Source organism: Paenibacillus protaetiae (assembly GCF_004135365.1).
In the GTDB taxonomy this organism is placed as follows: Bacteria; Bacillota; Bacilli; order Paenibacillales; family Paenibacillaceae; genus Paenibacillus_AP; species Paenibacillus_AP protaetiae.
Genome location: NZ_CP035492.1, coordinates 54,772 through 76,718, shown reverse-complemented (window position 1 = coordinate 76,718; position 21,947 = coordinate 54,772). Strand labels below are relative to the sequence as shown.

Genomic DNA, 21,947 nt, shown 5'->3' with positions numbered 1-21,947 from the left:
GGTATCGCCATGAAACGAGGGACCGCCTCTTTTAGCCGAAACATATTTATAGCCGCCTTTACGTTGCCTACATTGCTGTTTTTTTGCTTGTTTACGATTTGGCCGGTTGTTCAAGCGCTTTATTATTCGCTGTTTGACTGGTCCGGCATGGCACAGCACAAAACATTCATCGGCTTCGATAATTTCGTGGATATGTTTAAAGACCCTATCGTTTGGAGAGCTATCGGGAACGACTATTTTCTGGTCGCCGGCAAAATCGTCGGCATTATGCTGCTGGCTACTTTTTTTGCCGTTGCGTTAACCCGGTTCAACTTCAAGCTCGCCGGATTTTTCCGATCCATCTTTTTTATCCCGAACGTCATATCCGTTGTTGTCGTCGGCGTATTGTGGAATTTTATTTATAATCCGCAAATCGGCTTTCTGAACGGCTTCCTGTCGCTTTTTACAAAGGAACAGGTGACGATTGCCTGGCTCGGATTTCCGTCGCATACGATCTGGATGCTGCTGCCCCCGGCGATATGGGCCGGCATCGGTTTTTATATGATTTTGCTTATTGCCGCCATCCAAAATATCCCGTCTTCGTATTTCGAAGCGGCGGATATGGAAGGCGCCGGGCAGTGGAGACAATTCCGGAGCATTACGCTGCCGCTAATTTGGGAGCAGATGAAAGTGTCCATTCTGAACATTATGATGACAACGCTGAACGGGTCATTCGTCATCGTGTGGCTGATGACAGAAGGCGGACCGGATAACTCTACCCAGGTTATGGGCTCCTATCTGTATCAAATGGCGTTCCGGCAATATCATTTTGGCTTCGGCGCGGCCATCGGCGTATTAATATTGGTGCTGTCGCTAATCACCACCATCGTACTGCAGCGCATTATGCGACAAGAAACGATCGAGATGATTTAGGGGGGACAGACCATGCAATCGCCAATTAAACATCCTGCAGTCAAAATCATTTTCTATGCGATTCTTCTCATTTGGGCCGTGTCCGTCCTGTATCCGCTGCTCTGGACGTTATTGGACGCTTTGAAAAACAACCAGCAATTTTTATCGAAAGCGCCTTGGGCGCTGCCCGATGTTCCGCTGTTATGGTCCAACTTTTCTTATGTTTGGGAAAAATACAGCTTCAGCAGCTATTTTTTGAATTCGATTATCGTAACAGCCGGCTCCGTCCTGCTTGGCTTGCTGCTCTCCGCCTCTACCGCTTATGTGCTGGCCCGCTACAAATTTAAAGGAAGCAATGCGTTATACCTGCTCTATATCGCGTCCATGATGGTTCCCTTTGTGCTGGCGCTTATTCCGCTGTTTTTCCTGATGAATTCGCTTCATTTGATCAATACCAAGATCGGATTGATCTTTGTATACACATCAAGCGTACTGGCCTTTGGCATCTTTGTGCTTGTCGGTTTTTTCAGGTCGCTGCCAAAAGATTTGGAGGAAGCGGCCGTTGTTGACGGCGCTTCGCATTTCGGCACGTTTTTCCGAGTGATGCTGCCTTTGTCCCAGCCCGGCCTCATTACGGTAGCAATTGTCAACGTGCTGAACATTTGGAACGAATATATTATGGGGACGATTCTCGTGAACGATCCGGCCCAATATACGCTGCCGGTCGAGATCGGCGTTATGCAGGCGGAGATGCAATACCGGACCGAATGGGGACCGCTGTTTGCCGCTTTGCTCATTACGATCATACCGGTTCTCGTTATGTATATATTTTTTCAGCGCCAAATCGCAAACGGCATTACAGCCGGGGCGGTCAAATAGCCCTCAAAGCTCAATCGTATTTACAGGATTCCGGAAAAGGGCTTATCATCTCAGCCCTTTTCCGGAATTAGTTGAGGTTTAGTTGGCGGCGAGGCCGGCTTGCGGAGACTTTTGCGCATTGATATGCTGACGGAGCCGGATCGTTTCCGTTCCTGCCAGCAGCACGATGCCGATGCCGTGCGTATCGTTCAGCTGCCATGTCAGCTCGTCCTTGTAATAATAACGGGAATAAGAGTAGCCGGAGCCCCGGCAAACGCCATACACATTGCCATGTTTGTCGATGCAGTGAGCTTTCAAACCTTCCCAGCCGCGCAGCACCGCCGCCGCATAAGGCTCCGGCTCCTCCAGCCAGCCGAAACGGACGCCCCTTGCAAACGCGTAAACAAACATCGAGGTGCACGACGCTTCCTCATACGATTCCGGATCGGTCAGCACTTGATGCCACAATCCGTTTGCGCCCTGCAGCCGCAAATACCCTTCACACAGCTCGCGGAAAAAAGCGAGTATCGGCGGATACAGCCGGTGCGTATGCGGCATAACGGCCAGCAGCTCGGTCAGCGAAAACAACACCCAGCCGTTCCCTCTGCCCCATGCAACCCCGTTTGGCTTGCCGAACTTCAAATCGTATACATGATGCATAATTTGGTGCTCCGGCATAAACAGCCTTTTCCGGTACAGCAGAAACTGCTGCGCCGCATCGTCCAAATAAGCGGTTTCCCCGGTGCGCTCATAATATTTGCATAAAAAAGGCGTGCTCATATATAAATCGTCGCACCACATCGTATCCGCCATAAAATCCGTTGTGCCGCGCACCCGGTACAGCGCCCCGTCTTCCAGCCGGTCCTGCTTGCGGGAAATGTACAAAGCGATATGCGCGGCTGCCTGCGCCGCCCCCTCAAGCGGCCGGTGTTTGCACGCTTCCAGCATTACGGCGCCAAACGAACCGCAATCATCCAGGCTGTCAATAAACGACAGCTGGTGATTCGTGCCGGGCGACCCGAATTTGTTCCCGTCCCATAACGAATAATCGTGCAATGCGGTACATTGCTCAATATGTTCGGCCGCATAATGGATGTAATGCGGATCGTCCAGCAGCTCCCCGGTTCGCATTATGCCATACAAGGTTACGCCAAGCGGATAGTTCCATTTGCCGAACATCGCATTTTCCAAATACGGCCTGACCCAAGTGCCGGGCTGGCCGCCCCGCCAAAATGTCCGGTATTCCCCTTCTCCGTACACCCGGTCCATCCGGCCCAGTTCATCCGGCGCCGGCGCTTCGCCTGCCGGGAACGGGCCTAAATAAAGCCATGGCTCCCGCAAACCCTCCACCGGATAAGGTTCCACTAATGCGATTGCTTCGTCCCTCATGTCCTGTTGGCGGGCTGGCGCGGCGACCTCCAGTTCCAAATCCCATTTTATTCCTGATTTAACGGTTTGCACAAGCAAATCGCTGCTGCCGAAAGGCAATCCGTCCACTTCTACGACAAACGAACCGCTTGCCGCGCCCGATTGATAGATCCGTACCCCGTTCAAATATAGGGAACACGGGCCGTCATGCGAGCCCTGCAGCCTTACCTTACCGGAGTCGATGCGGCGGTTCATCAGCTTTGTCCAAGCATAAGCCGCCATCCCTGCCTCCGCTCCGGCAAATAGAGCGCCAAGCCGGCCAAATGCCGCCTCTTCGGGGCGGACCGCCAATTGCGGATGCCATATTGCAGCATCCGCCAGCCCATCCACAGAAGCGGACAACAGCTGCTCCTCCGGCCATTTGCCCGCCTGCGGCCCGCTGCAGCACCAGCCCTCCATGCCGGACAGCTCCGGGGAAGGCGCCAGCACATGGAGCGGAAATCCTTTAATGCTGCCGGTTCCAAACTTGCCGCCGCAGCCGGTGCCGGTTTTTACAAATTCCAGCACAAGGTGGTTCCAGCCTTTGCGGATCGGGGAACGGAAATAAACGCGCCGGTCCGGAAATACATCATCGTTCAAATTGGAGGCGAATGCTGCGCTGCCGTTCACGAATACTTTGGTAGGCCCGTAGCAGCTTAACGAAAACGGCATAACCGTTTCCTGATCGGACCATATTTTGCCCCATACGTATACCGCCTGTCCGTCCTCCATGTCCGGCCAAAGCGCCTGCAAATCCATGTCATACCGGTAATCCTGCTCCCGGCGGAATCCCCGCTCCGTATGCAGCCGGTAAACAACCGGCAGCTTCGGATGCGCGCCGGCGAAACGGCCGGCTATTGCGGCTAGCACATGCTCGTCACTGCCGCCGGTCCGCCTTGCAATGGAATCATTTGCGTCAAAATAAGGCAGCATGCCCGTCCCTCCTTAGCTATCATATTCACCGCCGGGATATAAGGTGGAGCTGTACAGCCGTTTCGGCTGCGCCAGCGGTACGGCTTTTCCTTCCGGCTTCAGCGCAAGCGGCCGGCTTGCAAATACAGCCGCAGACGTATCATTGTAAATAATTACCTGCTCCGTTCCTGTGCCAAGCAGATCGGCATGAACGGCATAACCGTCATGGCGGAACTCCGCGACAACGTTTAAATGCCCGTCATACAACGAGGGATAAACGCCGCCTCCCCGACGGTAGGCAAGAATATAATCTTGCCCGGAATCCGGCAGCCAGCGGTGCATCGTTTCCGCTATGGTCAGCCAGCCGCTTGTCTGGCGGTTTTCCTTCCACAGCTCGTTTCCTTCCGAATCCAGCAGGAACAACGCATCTTTGCCTTTTAACCCTTTACCGTCGTCCTCCCGCACCAGCCGGTCAAGTCCGGCCACCTGCAGCCCCGGCAAATCCGGCCGGAAGCGGCCGAGCGCGATATGCTGCGACTCGACCGAACCGGAGTGCCGCCACAGCTCGCGGCCTTCCCGGTCGTACATAACGGTAACGCTGCCGCCGATGACAAGCTCCGGCTGCCCGTCGCCGTTCACATCGCCAACCCAAATGCAATCGGCATGATCTTCCAGATCACGGCAGCTCCATAACCGGTTCCCCTGATGGTCCAGCAAATCGTATCCGGCCATCACCTCGTCCAAGCCGTCCCCGTTCAAATCGTACACCCATGGATAATGGCCCGGATTGCCCTCATATGTCCACAGCAGCCGGAATTGATTGTCCATCGCCCACAACCGGTGATACCGGTCCTTCAAAATCACGTCCGACGCGCGCGGCCCGCCGGTCAAGTTCGCGATAATGATACAATCATGGGCATGAGGCGAAGGCAGCTCATAGGATATCTTCTCTTTGCCGTTTGCGCCGTCCAGCACGCAGAAGCGGCTGTCCATCACGCACAGCACCTCGAGCTTGCCGTCACCGTCCCAATCGTAGATTTGCGCCGGATAATCGGAGCCCTGGCTGCCCGCTTCCTCGCTTGGCTTCCCCGTTTGCCATAACAAATGGCCATCGAGATCATATGCCGTCAGGCACTGCACCTGATGGGGAATATACCGGACATCTTGCCGGTCATCCGGATGCACCATCAATAACTCGGCCCGCCCGTCACCGTTTAAGTCGCCCAGCAGCATTTTGCAGCGGGGACCCGCCGCGCTAATATCCAAATCCGCAATGCGGAACACTTCCATCGTTTCCTGTTGCTGTGCCATCTTGTGCACCCTCCTCGTTTATCGCTATTGTAAGTTCCTGTTTTCTCCGCCTGCCGCAGCGCACTCCGCCCATTGTCCGGGCAGCGCCTCACCGATAAGCGCGAGGCTAATGATCACGTTAAGCGACCATTGCGACGCTTCGTTGGTGTTCATCCAGCCGATTTCCTTCAGTTCCCTCACGTAGGATACGCCGGCTGCCTGCCGCTGCAGATCGGTATGCGCAAACCGACTGCCAAGCAATATCGACCAGGCGGTGTCAGCCGTGCGACGGTCCTGCCTGTACCATGCCCCGTAAGCGACAAGCGCCGTTGTCAGCACCGGATGCTCGAAATGCCGGTCGCTGATCGTTCCGCCGGTGATCCGGTCTTTCTCCTCTTGCGGCAAATTATAAAAAACGCCGAAATCGGCCATCATCTCATCCCACTGCGGATCCTTCAGCATGCCGGACAGCTCCATCCACACTTGCGGTCCGCCCATGCACAGCGCCAAATGCCTTCCCCAGTTGTCGTCGCCCATAGGCGCCAGCACGCCCGTTGCCGGATCGTATCCGTAGGTCGGCCCCGATATCAGCCCGAACCTCGCCTGCTTAATACACTCGATTCCGGTCTGCAGCTTCTGAAGGTAATGCCGATCCTCGTACCGTTCCCAGCAGGTCATCCAGTTGGAGCTGAACGCCGCCCAATCCGGACCGACCCGAATATGCGTCGGGTGCTCGTCTTTCGGAAAATACGCCCGCATCGGGTCCAGGCGGACCGTTGCATAATCCGAATCGGCCGCTTCGTCCATCATGTCGCCGATCCGCTCATCCGCCGTCAAATAATAGAAATACCGGTGCAGCCCGGCCATGCCGATTCGGGCTTCCTTGCATCCGCATCCCCAGTGAACGACGTTATGGCGCGAGCCTAACCCCGCATATTCGCCAAAATGATAAACATCCACTTCGCTTGTATGCCTGGTCATTGCCTCGGCCATGCGGTAAATATCTTCCCGGCCCGTCCTTAAAAACATAAGCCACAGCCACATATTGGGCGCGAGCTCCGTATTTTGCCAGGCGCAGCCGCCGAGATCGTAATTCCACACATGGCGCGCCGGATCATAGCTGTGCATGAAATCGCCGTAATCCCAAAAGCCGTACCAGCGGCGCTGCTCCACCTCCGACTGGTAGAACGATATAATGCCGTCCAGCCGTTCCTCCAACTGCGCTTTGGCCGGGACGCTCCGGTCAGGCAAACTCCAGACGCCAAACGCTTTCTTGGCGTGAAAATAATCCGGGGCGCATACAAGCTGCGCGGGCGATTCGTTATAGCCGGCCATTGCGTCCAGCTGCGCCGGGCTTGGCGTCGCCGCCTTGCACCAGAGCGTCAACTCGCTTGTATGGGCGACGCCGTAAGGCGTTGCGCGCATTTCCTCCGCACCTTCATAAGCGGATTCCACATGCGTTTCCGTGTCGTAATGGCGCATGTCCATGGCCGGCGCATCCGGCGACCAGAACCAGACAGTCAGCTCCGCCTCCTCATGCAGCAGATTCCGGACCTCAAAGCCGGACGGATGCATTTGCCAAAAAGAACGCATCGTTATCGCCAGGCCGCCGCCTTCGCCTCCTGCATACACAAGCCCCCGTGCTCTGCGGCCTTCCGCCGATTTGACCCAGCTGCAGACCGGCTTGGTCTGCTTCATGATGCGGTAATGGTCCGCTGAAGACTGAACCAGCTTGAAGCTGTTCCATGATGCGGAATCGTCAAGCAGATTCAGGAAATACGGATCATTCATCTCCTCATCCGTTAACGTCTCGCCCATCAGCTGCCGCTCGTATTGCGCTTCATAACGGCCTTTCGTCCTGCGGGTGTGGAGCGATTTGGCCGCCTCGCTGAAATAACCGCTGTCGCCGGCGAATCGGATATGCCGGTTGTACCCCTTCCCTCTCATGGGCACCGTAAAGCGGATGCCCAGCCCTTTCACAAAATCGGTGTCCGGGTCGCCGTCATAGTGGAAGGTATAAACGATACGAATCGTCTCCAGTCCGGCGTAGGCGTACAGCCGCATTGAAAACGGCAGCCATTCTCCGCTGCCGGCAGCGGACCGGTGCTTGCCCGACAGCTTAATGACCGCCCGCACCGGACCGGCCTGCTCCAGCTTTACTTCCTGCAGGCGGGAATGAAAGTTTTCTTCCTTGATGGTCCGGAAGCCGGAGGCAGCAAACGAAGTCTCCTTCATAGCGATCAGCCTGCCGCCGCCGCATATTTCCTTGCCGCCGCGCAAAATGCTTGATATGATCCGGTCCCCGTATTTCGGCACAATAAAAGCTATCATTCCGGTATCCACCGTTATTTCTTCTTCTGTCTCCTGCACGAGAAGCTTGCCGCCTCCCGGCGCCTGCTTTCCTTTCACGACATCGTAACCCCCCGCTTCCGCAGCGGGAAACGAAGCGGCATGCGCAGTCCATTTCACGCTGCCGTCCGGCCAGAATGCAGTTGGCCAGCTTTGCAAAGCCGGCGCAGTGCCTCCGTCAGGCACTGCCAGTGCCAGCTCCTCGTTCCGGTTCAGTTCGCCTTCTCCCCACGGAATGCCCCATGTCACTCCGGCCGGAACGGAAGGCGCTTCCTTCAGCCAGCCCACCTTAACAGCGGTTCCGCTCATTTCTTCATCCTCCCTGTTCAGTTGTAGAGCGACGCTCCCATTCATCCGCGTTTGAACGCCTTCATTGTAGGCAACCGCCGTTTTCCCGGCAATGGCACATTTTTGCCCGGGCCGTGCGCCGGATTTGCACATTTTCACCCGCCTTGCACTTTGTTGATGAAACGGATAACGCCATCTATTTAAAAGCTTACCGGGCTTTTCGGGGCATATTGTCCCTTTTGGGATCAGGGGTTCCTCCTGCTCCGATACGTGCTTTCCTCTCCCCTGAATACATTCGCCAAAGATATAAAGAAAAGCCTGATCCTCCTCTTGGGAGAATCAGGCTTTAACACCGAGAATGCAGCACAGCGGCTTCCTACAGCAGAGAATTCCTTGACCGGCGCTTATTCAGCCCGGCTCAGCTCGCGATAACGCGTTGGCGTCATTCCTTCCAGCTTTTTGAATATCCGGTTGAAATAGCTGTGCTGATACCCAACCTGCTCCGCAACTGCATTAATTTTTAATTCCGATTCGCGCAGCAGCTCTTTTGCTTTGTCCATCCGCAGCTCGGTTAAATAATCAATGAAATTTTTGCCCGTTACCTGCTTAAACGACTTGCTCAGGAAAAACGGATTGGTGCCGATATGGTCCGCGCAGTTATCCAGCGAAATATCCTGCATATAGTTTTTTTGCAGGAACAACATCGCTTCTTCAATCAGGCGCTTCACTTGCAAATCCGACCGTCCCACCAGCTCTTTCATAAACGGGTCGATGACCCTTGCCTGGAACCAGTCGCAAATGCGGCCCGGTTCTTTAATTTGCGACAGCTGCTCGTATAAGTTGGCGCCTTTGAACAGCCGTTTCGGCTGAATGCCGGACACCAGTATGGCGTGCTGAACCGAACCAAGCAAATGGAGCATGCCCTGCTGGACGTCAATCGCTTTGGCTCCCTGTACGGACAATGCATGCATAAAATCACACAGCAGCGTACGTGCGTCGGCCTCCTGCCCGGTGCGCAGCGCTTGTATAAACTCCCGCTCCAGCGTAAACGGATAAGGCGGTTCGGAGCTGTCCTCGTAGTTCAGCTGTTCCATATCGATCAGCTGATTCTCATTGTCGAAGTTGCGGAAGCTGGCCGCATGCTTCACCCCTTCAAAAGCAAACGGCACGTCGCTTATATGGGCAATCGAACGGCTGACTGCAACGGTAACCCGCATAAGGAGCAGCCGGTTGACCGCTTGAGTCAGCTCTTCGCAGAACGGCTGGACTTTGTCCATATACGATTCGTTTGCCGGCAGTATAAGCAGCAGCCCCGCGCCAAGATCATGGAAGTTAATCGTGCTGCTCTGCTCAAAATATTTGCCCGCGAGCTCTTCAATCATATTGACCGATGCAAACGTTACAAGCCCTTCATCGCCGTAGCTGAACTTGCCCTCCATGCTGGCGATGCCGTTCAGCTGCACATACAGCATCACAAACTGCTTGCCGCTTACATCCCACTTGTAGCTGGCCATGCGGGAGAGCAGGTCGTCTTCGGAATAAGCGTACAAATAACCTTGTACCAGCTGATGCAGGAAGCTTTCCTTAACGTAAGGCAGCTGGGCGGACAGCTTGGCGTTCAGCTCCTTGCTCTCCCGGCTTAAATCATTCCACTCCCGTTCAATCAGCGTAAACTCGTCTTCCTGTCTGCTGAAAGGAGAAACCCCCGGAAGCAGGTTGCCCATCAGCCGCTTCACCGGCGAGTAAAGCCGCTTGGAAGCCAGCCATGCCAGCAACACCGCAATGAGGAATGCGCTTAGGCTGACTGTAAAAATAATTTTGGATATGAGCACCACCGGAGCCGTAATGCTTGTAATCGGCGATGCGGATACATACATCCATGTTTCCGCAATCCGGGATACGTGCCCATAAGTAACGGCGTATGTTTTATTGTTCCAATCGAAAAAAAACGAGCCTTGCCCTTCCTTGCGCTGTTCGATTTTTCCTCTTAACGACTGTACGAACGGAGAATCCTGGGAGCTGCCGCTAGCGGAAACGTAGATGTCTCCGCCTTCTTCCATCAATAAATTTTCCCCGTCGCTGTACGGCGTCATCGTCCGGAGCATTTGCGCCACCTTATCGCTGTCCAGACGGATGAGCAATGCGCCAAACGGCTTCATGCTTCCCCCCGGAATCAAATGGACAAATGTTAAATCCCTCTGAGCGGGATTGGACGGATTAAAGGACAGCTGCGTCCAATACGTCTCCCTTTTTTTCGTAAACAAACCGTCATAAATATGGGTCAGCGCCCCGCTCTGCAGCGAAGAATACTCCGGGTCGAACAGGATCGGCTGCTCTCCCTGCAAATAAAGATTGACGTTTTTGATCATCGTATTAGACCCTTGCATGACGAGCAGCGTATTGACGATATCCCGGGTTTTCACAAAATCGCGGACGAAGTCATGGCCGCTTAATGAATAATCAAACCGGGAGTCAAACGCCCAGTGGGACAACATCAGCTCCAAATTTTCCAGCTGCTCATCCAAATTGCCCGCCCGCTGCTCAATCTGGTAGTTATGAAGCTTCAGCAGCTCGCTCTCCAGCCGTCCGCCCGCCATCCAATAAACAAGCGCCCCTGTAATGATTCCCGGTATGCTCGTTACGATAAGGAGCAGTACCAGACTTTTTTTATAAAATTTGCCGGAGCCGCCAGCCAAACGGAATTTGCCTAATTGTTTATTGATCAGTTCCATTTTACTAACCGACTCCTTTGTAAGCGTATTCATAAATTAAAAGCCGCCCGCTCATCCGAACCATTGGCCTATGCTTACAGCATATAACGAAATGAATAATTGTTCCACTTAAATTTTGTTAAAACGAACACAAAAAAAGACCATACGTTTCCGTATGGTCTTTTGGTTTGATTTTAATAAATCCGTTTGTTTCCGTTTATGATGGTTTATTTGCCGCCGGTAGCTGCATACAGCTCATTCATTTCCTTCACATAATCATCGCCGCCGGATTTTTTCCATACTTCAATGGCATCTTTCCAGCCTTTTTCATCAATTTGGCCAACAATAAACTTGATGCGCGCATCGTTGATAATATTATCCAGCTGGGCGCCTTTTTGCGAATAGACTTCAGAAATAAACGGTGCCGCCGGATTCGCGACGATCGTGGCTTCGTTTTCTTTTTGCAGCTCGGTTTGACGGTCGCGCAGCGGCGTCGATTTCGGCAGCAGCCCCCGTGTTTCCGGAATGTATGGAATCATTTGGTTCAAGCCTTCCACTTCCGATTCCAGCTTCACGGTATCTTTAATCGTTTCCAGCGATTTATCGTCCACCTTCGTGTAATGTACGCCTTCAATGCCATAGCCGAGCAGCGTTTGCATATCCGGCTCGTTCAGCTGATCCAGGAACGTCAGCACGCGGTCCAATTGCTCCTCCGTCTTGACACTTGATTTCGGAATGGACAACATGCCGGCAAAACCGGAGGTCGGAAGCGTATGGATTTGGCCGTCAGGACCGGATACAGCCCCAAATACGTCCATAAACTGCTTGCTAGGATCATCTTTGCCTGCAGCGGCCAGTGCAGCATGAATTTTATCGTCGGCGCGTGCTGCTCCGTCCACAACGTCTACAATGACGCCGGCTTGATTGTTGACGATCGGATCAACCCATTTGGCCGAGTCCATAACGGCAAAGTCCTGGTTGACGAGTTTCTCGTCATACAGCTTCTTCATAAACTTAAGCGCTTCGAAATATTCGTCATATTCAAACTCCGGCACAAGCTGGCCGTCTTTGACGCCCCAAACGTTAGGCGCTCCGAACCAAAGCTTGATTTGGTCGAAGCCGGCGCCCCAGCCGCCCGTCCACTTGACCATAACCAGCCCGTACGTATCGTCCTTGCCGTCGCCGTCCGGATCTTGTTCCTTAAACGCTTTGAGCATATTGTAAAAATCGTCGATCGTTTTCGGAACCGGCAAGCCGACTTTATCCAGCCAGTCTTTCCGGTAATACACGCCATTGCGGCCAAGCGCGCGTCCGCGGTAAATGCCGTATGTTTTGCCGTCGACCGAGGAGTTGTTCAGAATGACCGGATTCGCTTCGCCCAAGTTTTTATAGTTTTTCAGCTTATCGGTCAAATCCCAGAATGCGCCGCTTTTGGCTGCGCTTACGAAGCTTGGCGCCTTAGGGTCAGGCACGTAGATGATGCTTGGCAGCGTGCCGGAAGCAAGCGTAATATTAAATTTGTCCGAATACGAAGCGTTTGGCACCCACTCAAAATGAATGTCCGTATTCGTTCTTTTTTCGATTTCCGCCGCAACCGGGCTGTCGTCCTTCGGAAAGTTTGTTTTAAAGATCGGCAGCATAATATTAAGCTTAAGCGGGTCTTGCTTCGTGTCTGCGGACGCAGCTGCAGTTGCGGATGAGGTTGCGTTTGGCGTAGCCGATGCACTGCCTCCATTCGAGCCTTTATTCCCGCTGCCGGAAGAGCAGGCCGACAAAGCTACGGCGCACACTGTGCCGAGAATAAGGAAAGTGGAAATACGTTTCGTGGATTTCATTGTTTTTCTCACCTTTATTTCCTCCCTTTTATGGTTCTTATCCTATAGCAAAACCGCCTGCCCGCAAGTAAGCGCTTACCAATATGCCGCAGCAAGGTGAGGCGAAGCGGATTTACATCAAATTGAGGCGGGAACGGTCAGCCTTTCACCGAACCCAGCAATACGCCTTTGGCAAAATGCTTTTGCAAAAACGGATAGACGCACAATATCGGAAGCGTGCCGACTACGATAACCGCCATTTTGATCGACTGGTCCGGCGGCTTGACGAAGTTCGGGTCCATCGAATTCAGATCGCCTGCGGCAGCCTGCGACAGCAATACGATCTGCCTCAGCATGACCTGGAGCGGCCATTTTTGCGGGTCGTTAATATATAATAAAGCGGCGAAGAAGTCGTTCCAGTGGCCAACCGCATAAAACAGCGTAAAGGTGGCCAGCACCGGCTTGGAAAGCGGAAGCACAATCCGCCATAACAGCCCATATCCGAGCAGCCGTCGATGCGGGCCGCTTCCTCCACCTCAATCGGAAGCTCCTGAAAGAAGTTTTTGACAATAATGAGGTTAAACGCGCTGATCGCGCCCGGAAGCATCAAGGACCATAATGAATCCAGCAAATGCAGCTCCTTGACGACCAGGTAAGTCGGAATCATCCCGCCGCCAAACAGCATCGAGAACACAATCAGGTTAATAAACAGGTTGCGTCCCCATAAATGCCGTTTGGCCAGCGGGTAAGCCATCGTTACCGTAAAAAACAAGTTAACCAGCGTGCCGATGACCGTTACGTAAACCGAAATGCCGATGCTCTGCACAATCGTGTCCGTCGAAAAAATAAACGTATAGGCAGCAAGCGTAAACGTCTTCGGAATAAAAAATACGGCACGGCTCGTCAGCTCGGCATCCGAAGCGAAAGAGCCGGCGATGACGTATAGAAACGGAAGGACGGCGGCTAGGCCGGCCAAAGCGAGAAACAAGTAATTTGCAATATCAAATATGGTGCCGGATGTAGTTCTGTAACGTCTAACCAACGCCTGTCACCCCTTTCATCAATAAAGCCCCGATTCGCCGAATTTCTTGGCCAGCCAGTTCGTGCCGAGCACGAGCGTGACGCCAATAACCGATTTAAATAAGCCAACCGCGGTGCTGTAACTGAAGGCGCCTTGCGTAATCCCCATTGTGTACACATACGTATCAAACACTTCGCCTACTGAGCGGTTAAGCGGATTTAACATCAAATAGATTTGTTCAAAGCCGTTATCGAGCACCTGGCCCATCCGCAAAATAAGCAAAATGACGATCGTGCTGCGGATAGCCGGCAGCGTAATATGCCAAATTTGCCTCCAACGGTTGGCGCCGTCTATCGTGGCGGCTTCATATTGCTCCAAATCAACGGCGGAAAGCGCCGCCAAAAAGATAATGGTGCCCCAGCCGCAATCTTTCCAGATCAGCTGCAAAATGATGAGCGGCCGGAACCATCCCGGATCGGACAAGAACTGGATTTTATTTCCTGTATATTGATAAAGCAGCTCATTTACAGCGCCGCCTTCGGTCGTCAGAAATACATAGGTCAAGCTCGCAACGATAACCATTGATATAAAATGCGGGACGTAGATCATCGTTTGGATGGTACGCTTGAATACGGCCCGCCTGATTTCATTCAGCAGCAGGGCCAGCACGATCGGCGCCGGAAAATAGAAAATCAGATTGTACAGCGATAAAACAAGCGTATTGCGAAGCAGCATAAAAAACTCGGGGTTCTCAAAAAACACTTTAAAATGATCGAACCCGACCCACTCGCTTTTCCAAAACCCCGTAAACGGCTGATAGTTTTTGAATGCAAGCAGTACGCCCCACATCGGCACGTATTTAAAAATTAAAAAGTAAAGCAATCCCGGAAGCAGAAGCACATACAGCCATTTGTCCCGCTTCAAGCGTGAAATGCGCCATGTGCGGCGAATCGGCTTACTGGCCGTCTGCGTCCCCGGAGCGGTTGCTTGCTTCATCCCCTGTCACCTCCATATGTCGTTCATCGCCTGATGAGGCGGTGTTGACCTATTATGTCGCGAGGGTTCATTTTCCGGCAATGAGACATTTTTGTACCCGGAAAACGCCGGTAATCGCAGGTTATTTAAAGAAAGTGCAAACATGGCAAAAGAGTGAAAGGCTTGCTTAAACCGCCTCGCAACAAAGTCGAAGCAGGCATCATGCGAAGGAGAAAAGCGGATAACGGTTAAAGGTCATAATGGGGAAAAAAAAGCGGCCGGCCCTTAAGCGGAAGCAGATCAGAAACGGATTTCTCCCTGCTTCAGCTGCGCTTTCATCATCGGGACGAAAGGAAGGAGCCGCCAGCTGCGGGAACGGAATGGCGATAACTGCAGCCCGGAAAAAGCAGCAAAGAAGCGGCCGCCAGCATTGGGGACCGCAATTAGCGCTTCCCCTCTTCAGGACTGCGGTAAAATACGCGAAAAAGCATATCTTGATTGTAATTGCCGAAGCCTTTGCCATAGATGGTCAGCCCTCCGGCATGAACCGCATCTTCTTGAACCGCAAGCCTGAATGTCCAATGATTGCGGTCGAGGCCAATATCGTGGATACTAACGTCCGACATTTTCTGACCGTCGATAAAGGTGCCGTTATGCTGAATGCGGATCACTTTCAGAAGGCCGTATTGATTAATGGAATCCATCCACCAGTCCGGCGTAAACTTCCCTCTCCGGTCGCCGTAATCACCGGGGCTTGTCCACATGCCGATTGGAATCCCGTTGAGCGTGAACGAAATATCGGACGGCCAATTGGCATTGGAACCCGGCGCTTCAGAACCGATTTCAAGCGAAATTTCCAGTTCCGTCGGCTGCTCGCCCGGCAGCAAATAATTCGGGATCTTATATTCTACGTAACCTTTCGCAAACCAGATAATAGAAGCGTTCATCCGCTCCGGCTCATTAAAAAAGCGGGGATCGTCAAATTGCCCGATTACTTTGTCCGAGGTAGCGATGCCGCAGGTCGGATGCACTTCAAACTGGGTGTAGTGGCCGACCGGTATGCTGGCTTCATGCTGCTTCACCGGTTCCTGGCGTTCCCGCGGCAGGTCGATGGCGATCGAATGCTCCAGCAGCGAGCATATTTTATGGGTGCCGCCGTTCAAACGGACCATACGCGTCTCTACGATGCCTGCTTTCTCCAGCTTGCGGATATGCATCGACACGATCGCACTGCTTAACTCCAGCTCCTCGGCCAGCTGTTTGACATTCATGGGCTTGGCCGCCAGCAGGTCAATAATGGACAGCCGCACGCTGCTGGCCAGCGCCTCGTACAGCGGCAGCCAAACCGGGTTCGTATTTGCCCTGATCATACGTTCACTCCTTTTCGTTTCAGCTCGCTGTTTGCAATAAACAAGCCGAGCCCGCGCTGCGGACCCGGCTCGTGCTTCATGCGAATGATCTTATACATGAATGCGGATAACGTTCCAGGACGCTTTCGGAAGAACAGCCTCGATTTTTCCGTTATCCGTAACCGCAGCATTGCCTCTGTTATGGGGCGCAACCCGGTTCGGCTCCGCCGCCGTGTTGGCTGCTTTCAAATCGCTGCTTTCGAGCACGATATGCTCGATAATCTGGCCCTTCACAAAGCTGCGCAGGTCGATTTCAAACGGGATTGCCTGCTCCAGATGGCGGTTGACCGCAAATATCGTGACTTCGCCAAGCTCTTCGTTATGGACCGCTACCGCTTCCACATACGGAACATCGGTATAATCGGCGCAATCGTATTTATCCGATTTCACGAGCGGGACTAGCACGGTTCCGCGCCCGAACAAGCTGGCATGCATGTATGGATAAAAAATCGTCTGTTTCCAGGCAGCGCCGCCGTTCTCCGTCATAATCGGCGCAATCACGTTTACGAGCTGGGCCAGACACGCCATCTTGACCCGGTCTGCCCGCTTCAGCAGGCTGATGAGCATGCAGCCGACAACAAGCGCATCTTCATGGTTGTATACATCTTCGAGCTGCGGCGGTGCAATGGACCACGGTTCGATCTTCTTATCCTGATTATTAGAATGATACCATACGTTCCATTCATCAAACGACAGGTTGACTTTCTTTTTGCTTCTTTTTTTCGCCTGCGTGTAATCGCAGATAGATACAACCGTATGAATGAAGCTGTCCATGCCCAGCGATTGTGCCAAAAAATTCGCGGAATCCCCTTTATGGTTGCCGTAATAGGTATGCAGCGAAATGTAATCTACCTGATCGTAAGTCAAATCAAGCACGGTCGCTTCCCATTCCGGATACGTATTCATGTAGATGCTGGAGCTGCCGCACACGACAAGTTCAACCGACGGATCGGTCCAGCGCATTACTTTAGCAGTCTCGCTCGCCAGCCGGCCGTATTCGGCCGCTGTTTTCCCCCCGATTTGCCATGGCCCGTCCATTTCATTGCCGAGGCACCATGTTTTAATATTATGCGGCCGCGTATAGCCGTGCTGAATGCGCAGATCGCTCCAATAAGAGCCGCCGGCATAATTGGCGTATTCGAGCAAATTTCTCGCTTCATCCGCCCCTCTTGTTCCGAGGTTAACGGCCATCATCGCCTCGGCGTTCGCTTTTTTGCACCAGTCCATAAATTCGTTTAAGCCCACCTGATTCGTTTCCGTCGTGCGCCAGGCGAGGTCCAGCTTGCGCGGGCGCTGTTCTTTAGGGCCAACGCCGTCCTCCCAATTGTAACCGGATACAAAATTGCCGCCGGGATAACGTACAATCGGCACTTGAATCGCTTTCACCAGCTCCAGCACGTCCGTGCGAAAACCTTGCTCATCCGCTTGCGGATGATCCGGCTCGTAAATGCCGCCGTAAACCGCCCTTCCCAAATGCTCGATAAAAGAGCCGTAAATCCGTTTGTCCACTTCGCCAACTTGAAAGTCCTTGTCAATAATGATAGATGCCCGATGGCTTGCCATATCCCGTCACCTCATCCGATTACTATGATTTTTATAGCTGAAAACCTGCCTTATAATCGCAATTTCATTAAAACCTATTTATATAATTATTTCAACAACTTCGTAGAATTAATATTTTTATTAATACAATAAACAAAGACAACTTTAACTCCCCGCCATCTGTCCGGCTGGCAAACGTTAGGTTTACGCCAATTTTTCGCGATCGGGTATACGTGTCCATGCTTCTGTCTCTTTCTAGCATAACTTAATATGGCAGGTTAGGTAGAAACGGACAGCTCTCGCGGCCAGCCGGCTCTTATGACGCAATTGCAGGCTTACAAGCTTACAAGTTTAGTAGAACGTTATGGACAATGAGAAATAAGCAAGGGAGGACTGTACTATGCCAGATAGAAGCTTCCTTGTCATCGTGCGTGCGGGAGACCAGTCTCAGCATGAAACATGGCTGAATGCGCCTATCCCCCGCCACTTTGACTTATTTGTCAGCTACAGCGGCAGCCGGCCGGGCGCCTTTGCGGCAGGCTGCGACCGTTATGAGCAGCGGCAAGGCTCCAAGTATGCGGCGCTGGCCGCCTGGATAAACGAACTTGGCGGCTTGCTTGACGGCTACCAGGCCATATGGCTGCCGGATGACAACATTCAAACCGATGTTCACGGTATACATCAACTGTTCAAGCTGTTTTCCGAATATAAGCTGTCACTCGCCCACCCTGCTTTTAAAAAACATGCTAAACATCCGCTATTTGCCCATCATATCGATTATTTGCTGCGGTACACCAACGTTGTATCTTCAGCGGCACCTGTATTTACACCAGAAGCGCTGCGGCTTTGCCTTCCCGTGTTCGGCAAATCTTCATCCGGCAGCTCACTCGGCTACATATGGCCGAAGCTGCTTCCGCATTCTCTGCACAGCGTAGCTATTATGGACGGGGCGCCTGTAAAACGAACGCTCCCTGCCCCGCTTCCGCTGGATGACGGCTACGAGGACGGCTCGCCGCATGCGCAGGACGCTTCACTGCTGGCTGAATATGGCGTGTATGTTCCGCGCCCCGAGGAGCTTCGTTTCGATGACGGCGTTCCGCTTTGGCCGGATCAGCAGGCCGGCAGTGAAGCTTCTAAGCCTGTGCGCAAAGGTAAAGCAAAGCCGGCACCCATAAGGAAAACCGGCAGAACCAATCATCGAAAAACAAGCAGAAGAAAACCAAACCTGCGCCGGCCCGGCAAAAAATATCCGCTGCGGCCCCGCCGCCGGAAGAGGAATTTCTCCCCGCCAGAAGCGGACCCGGCGTAAGGCGCAGATTGCGGGCGGTACGAAAGCCAATCCGGAAAACAAAAAAGAGGTGAGTCAGCTTTGATCATTGCGACACTTGCCGGTCCTGGCCAGCTGGCGAACGCTGCCGTATTTGCCCGATCGGTAAAGCAGTTCCATCCTGAAGCGTATATCATCTTATGCATCACAGGCAACGCCGGGCGTTACCGGGAGCCGGATGACGTGGACGAAGTTGTTTTTATCGCTTCGAAACCGTTTGAATCAGCGGATTTGTCTCCCTACAAGGCATATTTTATTCAGTCGCTCGTCCATACGTATAATGATTCTATTATATATATGGACCCGCATTCCAGGCTGTACGGGCCGATTGATGAACTTGCTCAAGCGCTGCGAGGCTGCGATCTGGTCGGCATTCCATATTTTCTTTATCCCCAACAAAATGCCGAAGACGAGATCGAGAGACTGAAAAACGGCATGATGAATGCCGGGCTGCTAGCGCTCCGCCCCAGCAGCCATACACGCTCATTTGCAGCGTGGTGGCTGGACCGCGTGATGGAGAGCTGCCGGAGCGGCAACCCGGCGCATAGCGATCATCGCTGGCTCAGCCTGGCGGTTACGCCTTTTGGCATCCACATCTTTAAACATCCGGCATACCATTTTTCAGCCTGGAACCTGGCGGAAAAAGCCCGTTCGCTAACGGTTCAGAACGGACAATTCACCGTGCATGGGCTTCCTTTAAAAACCGCGTGCTTTGATCCGGCCGGCGGAAAACTGCATGCGCAGGTCGCTTCCGCCCGGCTCCTGCCGGTTCATATGCTTATGGATCAATATCAAGCCGAGTGTGACGCCATTTTATCGAACCCGGGGAAGGAGATGCCTTCTTGATTATATGTACCGTATCATCAGCCTCTCATCTGGGCCGCGTGAAAATTATGGCGGAATCAGCTAAAAAACATCATCCTGAGGCCGTGATCGTTCTTCTGCTCATCGAAAGAAACATTCCCTCCGCTGCGTACAGCCGTTTCATCGACCATATTTTTTTAGCAAAGCAAATTGGGGTTCCGCACTTCGAGATGTATATGCTGCAGCGGAATATTCACGAGGCGGCCTACGCGCTGAAGGCGCATTTGATCCGCTTCCTGTTCCAGCATTACCCCGGCGAGCAGCTAATCTTAATGCTGGATTCCGATACCAAGGTGTACAGCCCGTTATCCGAAGCGGTAGCAGCCTTGCACGGCAATCCGATCGTCGTGACGCCGCACGAGCTTTACGACGCCAAAGAAAGCTATATGCAGCATGGTATTTTTAACACCGGCTTTATCGGGCTGCGAAGATCGGAGGAGGCGTTCCGCTTTTTAAACTGGTGGATGCGCCGCGTGGACCGCTACGGGTTTGATGAAAACTACAACCGCGGTTTATTTTATGAACAAAACTGGATGAATTTAGCCCCGGCCTTGTTTTCGGTCTATACGCTGCAGCATCCGGGGTACAACGTCGCTTATTGGAATTTGTTCGAAAGAGGCAAACATTTCACAGGCAGCGCCAAAACCGGGTACCGCGTCAATGGCTTTCCGCTGCGCTTCTTCCACTTCTCCCATGCGGAGCATCCTCTGCCGCAAATCATACGCGAGCATGCGCGGACGAGCGCGATTCAGCAAATGTATGCGGGTTATATGCGGGAACTCCGCAAATTCAGCAGCAAACGCTCCGTTCCATGGAGCTATAACGCCGATGAACGGGGCGTTCCGATTACAAAAGCCGCAAAGGAAGAAGCGCGCGCTGCCTTCCTTGCGCTTGAGGATCCCGGCATGCCGGTTTATCCGGGACTGCCGGATGATATAGGGGAACCGGCCTTACCGGCGGATAATCATCAGCGGCCTCTTCGTATCGTCCAAGTGTTGTCCAACGCTCCTAATGCCTATCCGCTCCCTCCAACCAATCAGGGAGGCACGGAAAAAGTCGTTCACGAGCTGACGGAACGCCTCGTTCAACTAGGCCACGACGTTTACGTCTACGCAGCAAGGGGAAGCCGTTCCAGCGCCAACGTGATTCCTTATCCAAAAGGCCTGGCTCCGGCAGCGATCGGGCGATTCGTTGCCCGGACTCTGCCGGCTAATACGGATATTATTCACGATCATACTTTCAACTCCGCGCTAAGCAGTATCCGATTGCCCGCTCCCGTAGTGAGCAGCCACCATATCCCCGTCAGGCATCAAGGCGTTAATCCGGTATATGTGAGCCAGAACGCGCTGCGCGTCAACGGGCGCAATCACGGACGGTACGTGTATAACGGGATCAATCTGAACGAATACGAATTCAGCGATACGAAGCAAAACTACTTGCTGTTTATGGGACGCATCATGAAAGAAAAAGGCGTGATGCACGCCATACAAGTGGCCGAAAAAACAAAGCTGCCGCTTGTCATCGCCGGGCCGATCAAAGACCACAAGCTGTTTCAGAAGCAAATCCGCCCTAAATTAAAGTCATTGCCAAACGTGAAGTATGTCGGGGCAGTAGGCGGAGCGGCAAAGCAAAATTTGCTTAAACATGCGCGCTGGCTGCTGTTTACTTCTACATGGGAGGAACCGTTTGGCTTAACGATGGTTGAAGCGATGGCATGCGGCACACCGGTGCTTGCACTGGCTAAAGGGGCTGTGCCGGAAGTGCTTGCCGGCTTTCCGAATCTCATCTGCCAGTCCGTGGACGAAATGGCCGTCAAGGCGGTTAGCAGCAAGCCCCCTTCGCCCCAGGAGCTGCGGCGTTACGCCGAAGAACGCTTCTCAAGAGAACGGATGACCGACGATTATATCCAGCTGTACCGCTCCCTAATTTCCGCTGCTCCTCCGCGTATGCAGCCTTTGCGCGCCGCCGCAAAAGCAAAACCTGGAGCAACGCGGCGGAAACGCCGGCCGCACGCGTCCGCAAGACGCGGCAAATATGGAAAATCGGCGCGAAAACCACAGAAGCGGCTGCAAAAAACAGGCAATCGTCGTGTCCGCAAAACCGCGGGCAAGCGGGCAACCCGCATCAGGCGGGCCGGCAAGCCGCACCGCTTGAAAGCCAAATAAAAGCGGAGCTTATGCTTCCGATGTGTTTTGTTGGGGTTGCTCAAGATGTCATTTCATCACAAAACTAAGCTTATGCTTCCGATGTGTTTTGTTGGGGTTGCTCAAGATGTCATTTCATCACAAA

13 protein-coding genes and 1 pseudogene are annotated in these 21,947 nt (G+C 53.1%); 5 read left to right on the top strand and 9 right to left on the bottom strand.

Annotated features, from left to right (window positions below):
- Nucleotides 1–9 precede the first annotated feature (9 nt).
- Together ET464_RS00300 and ET464_RS00295 are read left to right on the top strand one after the other, a co-directional pair.
- Nucleotides 10–912 (top strand): carbohydrate ABC transporter permease, encoded by a 903-nt coding sequence (locus tag ET464_RS00300; RefSeq protein WP_129437217.1) that lies wholly within the window; start codon nt 10–12, stop codon nt 910–912.
- A gap of 12 nt (nt 913–924) precedes the next feature.
- Complete coding sequence (locus ET464_RS00295) at nt 925–1,770, top strand: carbohydrate ABC transporter permease (RefSeq protein WP_129437215.1); 846 nt, start codon at nt 925–927, stop codon at nt 1,768–1,770.
- A 78-nt stretch (nt 1,771–1,848) separates the two neighbouring features.
- Here the strand turns inward: ET464_RS00295 and ET464_RS00290 are convergent, their stop codons facing one another.
- The 9 genes and pseudogenes from ET464_RS00290 to arfA form a co-directional block, all read right to left on the bottom strand.
- Nucleotides 1,849–4,089 carry a glycoside hydrolase family 88/105 protein gene (locus tag ET464_RS00290; RefSeq protein WP_129437213.1) on the bottom strand — a complete coding sequence of 747 codons (2,241 nt, stop codon included), beginning with the start codon at nt 4,087–4,089 and terminating at the stop codon, nt 1,849–1,851.
- A gap of 12 nt (nt 4,090–4,101) precedes the next feature.
- Nucleotides 4,102–5,379 (bottom strand): hypothetical protein, encoded by a 1,278-nt coding sequence (locus tag ET464_RS00285; RefSeq protein ID WP_244226603.1) that lies wholly within the window; start codon nt 5,377–5,379, stop codon nt 4,102–4,104.
- A gap of 24 nt (nt 5,380–5,403) precedes the next feature.
- Entirely contained in the window at nt 5,404–8,016 is a 2,613-nt protein-coding gene (locus tag ET464_RS00280) for an exo-rhamnogalacturonan lyase family protein (RefSeq protein WP_129437211.1), read from the bottom strand.
- Between the two features lie 383 nt (nt 8,017–8,399).
- On the bottom strand, nt 8,400–10,760 hold the full coding sequence (locus ET464_RS00275) for a helix-turn-helix transcriptional regulator (protein WP_244226602.1): 2,361 nt from the start codon (nt 10,758–10,760) through the stop codon (nt 8,400–8,402).
- A gap of 173 nt (nt 10,761–10,933) precedes the next feature.
- The gene (locus ET464_RS00270) at nt 10,934–12,541 is read right to left on the bottom strand and encodes an extracellular solute-binding protein (protein ID WP_129443911.1); all 1,608 of its coding nucleotides are present in this window, start codon (nt 12,539–12,541) and stop codon (nt 10,934–10,936) included.
- A 137-nt stretch (nt 12,542–12,678) separates the two neighbouring features.
- Nucleotides 12,679–13,562, bottom strand: a pseudogene (locus ET464_RS00265) (carbohydrate ABC transporter permease).
- A gap of 18 nt (nt 13,563–13,580) precedes the next feature.
- The gene (locus ET464_RS00260; protein ID WP_129437209.1) at nt 13,581–14,537 is read right to left on the bottom strand and encodes an ABC transporter permease; all 957 of its coding nucleotides are present in this window, start codon (nt 14,535–14,537) and stop codon (nt 13,581–13,583) included.
- 422 nt (nt 14,538–14,959) lie between these two features.
- Entirely contained in the window at nt 14,960–15,886 is a 927-nt protein-coding gene (locus tag ET464_RS00255; RefSeq protein ID WP_129437207.1) for an ArsR/SmtB family transcription factor, read from the bottom strand.
- 90 nt (nt 15,887–15,976) lie between these two features.
- Nucleotides 15,977–17,488: an arabinosylfuranosidase ArfA gene (gene arfA / locus ET464_RS00250; protein ID WP_129437205.1), complete on the bottom strand. Its 1,512-nt coding sequence runs from the start codon at nt 17,486–17,488 to the stop codon at nt 15,977–15,979.
- A gap of 379 nt (nt 17,489–17,867) precedes the next feature.
- Between arfA and ET464_RS00245 the strand changes: the two genes are divergently transcribed.
- From ET464_RS00245 to ET464_RS20050, 3 genes are read left to right on the top strand one after another with little or no spacing between them, the layout of a single operon-like run.
- On the top strand, nt 17,868–18,776 hold the full coding sequence (locus ET464_RS00245; RefSeq protein ID WP_129437203.1) for a hypothetical protein: 909 nt from the start codon (nt 17,868–17,870) through the stop codon (nt 18,774–18,776).
- A gap of 60 nt (nt 18,777–18,836) precedes the next feature.
- A complete protein-coding gene (locus ET464_RS00240; protein ID WP_129437201.1) occupies nt 18,837–19,640 on the top strand; it encodes a hypothetical protein in 804 nt (267 codons plus the stop codon).
- The gene (locus tag ET464_RS20050) at nt 19,637–21,823 is read left to right on the top strand and encodes a glycosyltransferase (RefSeq protein ID WP_244226601.1); all 2,187 of its coding nucleotides are present in this window, start codon (nt 19,637–19,639) and stop codon (nt 21,821–21,823) included. The genes ET464_RS00240 and ET464_RS20050 overlap by 4 nt, the downstream gene beginning before the upstream one ends.
- The last annotated feature ends 124 nt before the right edge of the window (nt 21,824–21,947 follow it).

Bases quoted from the DNA above. Each gene is read 5' to 3' on its own strand.
- ET464_RS00300 (WP_129437217.1), top strand. From the start codon at position 10: ATGAAACGAGGGACCGCCTCTTTTAGCCGAAACATATTTATAGCCGCC.
- ET464_RS00295 (WP_129437215.1), top strand. From the start codon at position 925: ATGCAATCGCCAATTAAACATCCTGCAGTCAAAATCATTTTCTATGCG.
- ET464_RS00290 (WP_129437213.1), bottom strand. From the start codon at position 4,089: ATGCTGCCTTATTTTGACGCAAATGATTCCATTGCAAGGCGGACCGGC.
- ET464_RS00285 (WP_244226603.1), bottom strand. From the start codon at position 5,379: ATGGCACAGCAACAGGAAACGATGGAAGTGTTCCGCATTGCGGATTTG.
- ET464_RS00280 (WP_129437211.1), bottom strand. From the start codon at position 8,016: ATGAGCGGAACCGCTGTTAAGGTGGGCTGGCTGAAGGAAGCGCCTTCC.
- ET464_RS00275 (WP_244226602.1), bottom strand. From the start codon at position 10,760: ATGAATACGCTTACAAAGGAGTCGGTTAGTAAAATGGAACTGATCAAT.
- ET464_RS00270 (WP_129443911.1), bottom strand. From the start codon at position 12,541: ATGAAATCCACGAAACGTATTTCCACTTTCCTTATTCTCGGCACAGTG.
- ET464_RS00260 (WP_129437209.1), bottom strand. From the start codon at position 14,537: ATGAAGCAAGCAACCGCTCCGGGGACGCAGACGGCCAGTAAGCCGATT.
- ET464_RS00255 (WP_129437207.1), bottom strand. From the start codon at position 15,886: ATGATCAGGGCAAATACGAACCCGGTTTGGCTGCCGCTGTACGAGGCG.
- arfA (WP_129437205.1), bottom strand. From the start codon at position 17,488: ATGGCAAGCCATCGGGCATCTATCATTATTGACAAGGACTTTCAAGTT.
- ET464_RS00245 (WP_129437203.1), top strand. From the start codon at position 17,868: ATGCCAGATAGAAGCTTCCTTGTCATCGTGCGTGCGGGAGACCAGTCT.